We start from the raw sequence: 6921 nt of genomic DNA on the forward strand, positions 1-6921 counted from the left end.
GGCAGCGGCGGCACCGCACGAGCCGGCGCCGCCGCGCCCGGGACCACACAGGCAACACCCACCATCGGAACACCAGGAGCACCCGACATGCCGCACACCGTCCCCGGAGGAACGTACGTCCTCGGCGGCGACCTCACCGTGACCCGGATGGGCTACGGCGCCATGCAGCTCACCGGCCCGGGGGCGTTCGGTCCCCCCGCCGACCGGGCCGCCGCGGTCGCGGTCGTCCGCGAGGCCGTCGAGCTGGGCATCACGCACATCGACACCAGCGACTACTACGGCCCGCACGTCACCAACGGGATCCTCCGCGAGGCCCTCCACCCGTACCCGGGCGACCTGCACATCGTGACCAAGGTCGGATTCGCCCGCGACGAGACGGGAGGCTGGCCGCAGGCCGCCGAGCCCGCCCAGCTGCGCCAGGCCGTCCAGGACAACCTGACCAACCTGGGCCTGGACGCCCTCGACGTCGTGAACCTGCGGATGGGCGGCCCGGACGAGTCGGTGGCCAAGCCCCTCACCGTCCTCGCCGAGCTGCAGCAGCAGGGCCTCATCCGGCACCTCGGGCTCAGCACGGTCACCGCCGGGCAGGTCGCCGAGGCCCGGGCGATCGCGCCCGTGGTGTGCGTGCAGAACATGTACAACATCGCGAACCGCGGCGACGACGCCCTGATCGACGACCTCGCGGAGCAGGGGATCGCCTACGTGCCCTACTTCCCGCTCGGCGGGTTCTCCCCGGTGCAGTCCGGGGTCCTCGACGACGTCGCGGCCCGCCTGGGATCGACCCCCAAGGCCGTCGCGCTGGCGTGGCTCCTGCAGCGGTCGCCCAACATCCTGCTGATCCCGGGCACGTCCTCGGTCGGGCACCTGCGCGAGAACGTCGCCAGTGCCGCGCTCGACCTCCCCGAGGACGCCGTCGCCGCACTCGACGCGATCGCGGGCTGACGCGGCCGGGCGTCCCCGCACGGACACCCGCGCCGCAGGCCCAGCCGCCCACCACCCCAGCAGAGGAGAGACGAGCATGACCTCCACCCCCCGCTTCGCCCACGTCGTGTTCCAGACGTCCCAGCCCGACGCGATGCGCGAGTGGTACTGCGCGCTGCTGGGTGCCCGCGTCGTCTACGAGGGCCACGGCCTGACCTTCCTCACCTTCGACGACGAGCACCACCGCATCGCCCTGGCCCACATCCCCGGCCTGGAGCGCAAGTCGCCGAAGGCGGCGCTCGTGAACCACGTCGCGTACACCTTCGACTCGCTCGACGAACTGCTCGACCGGTACCAGGAGCTCCTGGCCGCGGGCATCGAGCCGTGGAAGCCCGTCCAGCACGGCGTCACGACCTCGCTGTACTACGAGGACCCCGACGGCAACCACGTGGAGATGCAGGTCGACAACTTCGCCACGGCGGACGAGGCCACCGCCTACATGGAGGGCCCGGAGTACGACGCCGATCCGATCGGCGTGCGGTACCGGCCCGAGCTGATGGTGGAGGCACGACGGGCCGGTGTGGCGGTCGCCGAGCTGCAGACCCGGGAGTGGGCGCTCAGGACGAGCCCCGAGCTCCCGCACCCGATGGCCGACTGAGGCGAGGCTCCCCGGCCCCGGCGGTGCCGGGGCCGGGGGCCGGCCTGGATCCACCGGCTTCGGGCTTGCCAAAACCTGACTGTTATAACATATATTGAAGTCCGCTGTTCCAGTGGTCGGTCGGTGTCTCCCGGGCCCGTCCCGGAAAGCGCCGAGATGAGGAGTACCCCTATGAGGATCGTCAGCGTGGCAGGCAGGCCCGGCCTGCTCGTGGGCGACGGAGTCGTCGACATCGCCGAGGCGAGCGACGGTCTGTTCCCGCCGGATGTCCACGCGGTCTACGAACGCTGGGCGGAGTTCCGGGCCTGGGCGGCCGGCGCGGCCGACGCCGCGGTGAAGCCCCTGGACGAGACGCAGCTCGACTCGCCGGCCCCCCGGCCCGGACAGGTCTTCGCGATCGGCCTCAACTACCTCGACCACGCGGAGGAGGCGGGGCTCGACGCCTCCACCGACGCCATGGTCGTCTTCGCGAAGTTCCGCTCCTCGATCACCGGCCCGTTCGCCGAGGTCGAACTGCCCCGTGGCTCGGTCGACTTCGAGGCCGAACTCGTGATCGTCATGGGCCGGCACGCCCACCGGATCGACGCGGCCCAGGCCTGGGACCACGTCGCCGGACTGACCGTGGGGCAGGACCTCTCCGAGCGGGAGCTGCAACTCCGCCCGCCGACCCCCCAGTTCAGCATGGGCAAGTCCTTCCCCGGCTTCGCGCCGATGGGGCCGGCCCTCGTCTCCGTCGACGAGTTCGAGAACCCGGACGACCTCGCGATCAGCTGCACCCTGAACGGCGTGTCGATGCAGCGGTCCCGCACGAAGCTCATGATCTTCCCGGTCGCCGAGATCATCGCCCGGCTGTCCGCGACCGTGCCCCTGGCACCCGGCGACGTCATCTTCACCGGTACGCCGTCGGGCATCGGCTTCGCCCGGGATCCCAAGGTGCTCATCCAGCCCGGCGACGAGCTCGTCACCACCGTCGAGGGCATCGGATCGATCCGCACGCGCTTCAGCGCCGGGACCTGACGGCCTCCCCGGCCTCCGCCGGACCCCCGCACGAGCACTGCCCGCACGAGCACTGCCCGCACGACCGCTCCCTGCACGACCACTCCCCGTACGACCCCGAAGCGAATGGACGGACACATGGAACCGAACTGCCTGATCTGCGGACTCGAGAATTCCGAGGAGTCCCACGTGGTGTTCCGCGACGAGCTCTGGGCCGGCGAGATCGTCCCCGGCTACGACGTCCCCGGGTGGTTCTTCCTGCGCACCCGCCGTCACGCGGAGCGGATCACCGGCCTGACCGAGGAGGAGCAGGAGACGTTCGGCCGGCGCGCCAGGGACCTGGTCGACGCCGTCACCCGGGCCACCGGGGCGGAGGCCACGTACATGCTCATGTTCGGGGAGGCCTTCCCGCACTTCCACGTCCTGGTCACGGCGCGCACCGCCGACGTGCCCGCCGACCGCCGCTCCGGGGAGATCCTCAAGCTCCGGGCCGAGCAGTCCGACCCCGAGCGCGCCAGGGCGCTCGTCCCGGCCGTCCGGGAGGCCTACGCGGCGATCGCGGCGGGGGCGCTCGTGGCCTCGGCGGCCGAGGTCGGCTGAGCCGGTCGCGGGGCCGGCACACCGGGAGCGTCCGGGTGCCGCGGCAGTGCAGTGCACGTCGGGGAGAGGCCCCGGCGCAGACCAGTTGGGAGGCCTCATGGCCCGCATCACCGTTCTCGGCGGCACCGGGTACGCCGGCAGCGCCATCGCCCGCGAGGCAGCCGCACGGGGGCACGAGGTCGTCGCCTTCAGCCGCAAGGCGTCGGACGAGGCGATCGAGGGGATCGTCTCCGTCACCGGGTCCGCACAGAACCGGGCGGACCTCGAACGTGCGGCGGCCGGCGCGGAGGTGATCGTCGTCGCGCTGGCGCCGAGCGGGGAGCTCCAGGACGGCTTCGTGGAGCTGAACGCGGAGATCGCCGAACTCGCCCGCAGCCGGGGCGCCCGCCTCGGCGTGGTGGGCGGCGCAGGGTCGCTGCTGGTCACGGCGGACGGACCGAAGGTCTACGAGGCGCCCTGGTTCCCGGAGCAGTTCCGGGAGTACGCGCGCATCAGTGACGCGGTGCTGCAGTCGCTCCGCGGCAGCGACCCGGAGCTCGACTGGTTCGTCCTGAGCCCTCCCCGGGGCTTCGGGAGCTACGCCCCGGGCGAGGCGACGGGGACGTTCCGCGTCGGCGGCGAGGTCATGCTGACCGACGGGAAGGGCCTCGCGGAGATCTCCGGGGCGGATTTCGCCACGGCCTTCGTCGACGAGATCGAGAACCTCGTCCACCGCCGTGAGCGGTTCACGGTCGCCTACTGACGGCGGTCCGGATCGCCCGGCGTCCAGGACGCACCGCCCAGGACGCACCGTCCGCGGCGCAGTGTTCGTGGCGCACCGTCCACGGCGCAGCGTCCGCGGAGGCCGGGCACGTACGGCAATACAGCGTTTGGCTGGCCCGCCCGGCGACGGGCGGGCCACGTAATCCGGAGGTTCCCTTGATTCTCGTGACAGCGGCGAGTGGCCGTACCGGCCGCAGTCTGATTCGAGCATTGGCGCGTGAGGGCAAGGAGGTCCGTGCGGCGGACATCGCGTCGTCGGTCCACGAGGTCCGTGACCTGGGTGCGGCCGAGAGTGTGGTGGCGGATCTGCTGGAGCCGTCCGAGCTGCGGAAGGCGATGGAGGGGGTGGAGTCGGTGGTGCACATCGGTCCGCTGTTCCATCACCGTGAGGCGGACATCGGTCGTGCCGTGGTGGCGGAGGCGCGGCGGCACGACGTGCAGCACTTCGTGCAGTTCTCGGTGGTGCACCCGCAGATCGAGGCGCTCCTCAACCACCAGGCCAAGCTCGCGGTCGAGCGGGCCGTGGTCGAGTCGCCGATCCCGTTCACGATCCTGCAGCCGATGCACTACCTGCAGAACATCGACGTCGCCGGCACCGTCCGCTCGGGGGTCCACCGGAAGCCCTTCTCGCACGACACGCGCCTGGCGCAGGTCGACATGGAGGACGTCACCGAGGTGGCGGCGAAGGTGGTCGGCGACCCGCACCACCACTACGCGACGTACGAGCTGTGCGGGTCCGACTACGTGAACGGTCACGAGATCGCGGCCGTCATCGGCGAGGTGTCGGGGCGCCCCGTCACGACCGAGCTCCAGCCGGTGAGCGACTTCGCGAGCAGCGAGCGCCAGCAGTCGGCGGAGGCCGAGTTCCCCTACGACGCGATGTACCGGCTGTGGGGCCACTACAGCCGCTACGGCATCACGGGCAACCCGAACGTGCTCAGCTGGCTGCTAGGCCGCCCCCCGACGACGCTCCGCGCGTACGTGGCGCGGCAGCTCGCCGCGGCGGACCTCCAGGCCTGACCGCCCCCGGGGCCGGGACGGCGCCCTCGGGCCCGCCCCTCCCGGTCCTGCACGGCGGGACACACTGGAAGGACCAGGGTGGTCGCCCGGCCGTCACCGCCGGTCGCGCGACGCCGTGGCAGAGATCGACTCAGAGTGAGGAGCGCGGGGCCGGGCGTCACCGCCGCCCCGGCACCCGCGTGTATGCAGACACCACGCGCCCGCGCGGCGCTGATCTTCGAGGGACAACGCATGACCACGTCGTTTGACACCAACACCCTCACCGGCGACCCCGATGCGGCCGACCTCGTCGCCCGCGCCGAGGCGCTGCGACCGCTGCTGCGCGGCAACTCGGCGCAGGGCGAGCAGGACCGCCGCGTGGTGGAGGAGAGCATCCAGGCCCTCCAGCAGGCAGGGCTGTTCAAGATCTTGCAGCCGAAGCGCTACGGCGGGTACGAGACCTCGATGCGCGCCCTCGTCGACGTCTCCGCGGCCGTGGGCGAGGCGGACGGCGGTACGGCGTGGGTGGTCTCGCTGCTCAACTCGGGCGCCTGGCTGGCAAGCTGTTTCCCCGCCCAGGCCCAGGACGACGTCTGGGGGGAGAACCCCGGGGCCCTCGTGTCGGGTGTCTTCTCGCCGCTCGTCGAGTCGACGAAGGTGGCCGGGGGCTTCCGGGTCACCGGCAAGTGGTTCTACAACTCCGGCTCCTGGCACGCCGACTGGGCCGTCCTCAGCGTGCCCGTCACCAACGAGGCCGGTGAGGTCGTCGACATGGCGATGGCCCTGGTCCCGCGGAGCGACCTCGACCTGCAGGAGACCTGGTTCGTCGCCGGCATGCGCGCCTCGGGCTCCAACTGCCTCATCGCCACGGACGTGTTCGTCCCGGAGCACCGGCTGATGTCGGTCGGCCCGGCGATCGAGGGCCACTTCCCGACGGAGTTCACCGAGGAATCCCTCTACCGTTCGCCGCTCGGGCCGTTCTTCGCCGTCGGCATGGTCGGGCCGCAGCTCGGCCTGGGCCGGGCCGCGCTGCAGATCGTGAAGGAGAAGGCGAACACCAAGGGCGTCGCCAACACCGTCTACTCGCGCCAGGCCGACTCGGTGGCCTTCCAGATCCAGCTGGCCCAGGCGACGATGCTGCTCGACACCGCGCACTTCCACGCCCACCGGGTGACCGACGACCTCGACACGGCCGCGGCCGGCGGCGGGAAGCTCGAATTCCTCGACCGGGCGCGGATCCGTGCGGACATCGGCTACGCGATCGAGAACGTCGTGAAGGCGATCGACGTCCTGCTCTACGCGCACGGCTCGGGCAGCTTCGCCGAGGCCAACCCGCTGCAGCGGATCTGGCGCGACTCCGAGGTCGCCTCGCGGCACGCCGGCATCCTGCCGATGGTCTGCTACGAGATCTACGGCAAGGCGCTCGTCGGTTCCGAGGAGCGGATCACCCCGATGATCTAGGTCCCGTCCCGCGCCCGTGCAGTCCGGCCGAGTGCGGGTCGGTCGCCGGACCGCCCCCTCCGTGACCGCACGGGCGCTTCCCCGCGTGCCGCACACAACAGCTCCGCTTTCCCACAGATTCACCGCCCGACCCGAACCGATCATCTGGAGACGTCGTGATCCTGGTAACCGCTGCGAGTGGCCGTACCGGCCGCAGTCTGATTCGAGCATTGGCGCGTGAGGGCAAGGAGGTCCGTGCGGCGGACATCGCGTCGTCGGTCCACGAGGTCCGTGACCTGGGTGCGGCCGAGAGCGTGGTGGCGGATCTGCTGGAGCCGTCCGAGCTGCGGAAGGCGATGGAGGGGGTGGAGTCGGTGGTGCACATCGGTCCGCTGTTCCATCACCGTGAGGCGGACATCGGTCGTGCCGTGGTGGCGGAGGCGCGGCGGCACGACGTGCAGCACTTCGTGCAGTTCTCGGTGGTGCACCCGCAGATCGAGGCGCTCCTCAACCACCAGGCCAAGCTCGCGGTCGAGCGGGCCGTG

The 6921-nt window shown here is 71.5% G+C and carries 8 protein-coding genes; all 8 read left to right on the top strand.

What is annotated here, in order from left to right; translation table 11 throughout:
• Positions 1-87: 87 nt before the first annotated feature.
• Entirely contained in the window at positions 88-942 is an 855-nt protein-coding gene (locus tag SNE206_RS31840) for an oxidoreductase (RefSeq protein WP_407917011.1), read from the top strand.
• Between the two features lie 76 nt (positions 943-1018).
• Positions 1019-1579: a VOC family protein gene (locus SNE206_RS31845; RefSeq protein ID WP_407917012.1), complete on the top strand. Its 561-nt coding sequence runs from the start codon at positions 1019-1021 to the stop codon at positions 1577-1579.
• 171 nt (positions 1580-1750) lie between these two features.
• Positions 1751-2596 (top strand): fumarylacetoacetate hydrolase family protein, encoded by an 846-nt coding sequence (locus tag SNE206_RS31850; RefSeq protein ID WP_407917013.1) that lies wholly within the window; start codon positions 1751-1753, stop codon positions 2594-2596.
• Positions 2597-2713: 117 nt separating this feature from the next.
• Positions 2714-3175 carry a hypothetical protein gene (locus tag SNE206_RS31855; RefSeq protein WP_407917014.1) on the top strand — a complete coding sequence of 154 codons (462 nt, stop codon included), beginning with the start codon at positions 2714-2716 and terminating at the stop codon, positions 3173-3175.
• A gap of 97 nt (positions 3176-3272) precedes the next feature.
• A complete protein-coding gene (locus SNE206_RS31860) occupies positions 3273-3917 on the top strand; it encodes an NAD(P)-dependent oxidoreductase (RefSeq protein ID WP_407917015.1) in 645 nt (214 codons plus the stop codon).
• 185 nt (positions 3918-4102) lie between these two features.
• Entirely contained in the window at positions 4103-4957 is an 855-nt protein-coding gene (locus SNE206_RS31865) for an SDR family oxidoreductase (RefSeq protein ID WP_407917016.1), read from the top strand.
• A gap of 231 nt (positions 4958-5188) precedes the next feature.
• Positions 5189-6397, top strand: coding sequence for an oxidoreductase (locus SNE206_RS31870; RefSeq protein ID WP_407917017.1), 1209 nt, complete (start codon positions 5189-5191; stop codon positions 6395-6397).
• A 155-nt stretch (positions 6398-6552) separates the two neighbouring features.
• Positions 6553-6921: SDR family oxidoreductase (locus SNE206_RS31875; RefSeq protein ID WP_407917018.1), on the top strand; the 369-nt coding region annotated here is incomplete at its 3' end.

The sequence above is a fragment of the Kitasatospora sp. NE20-6 genome (genome assembly GCF_045862635.1).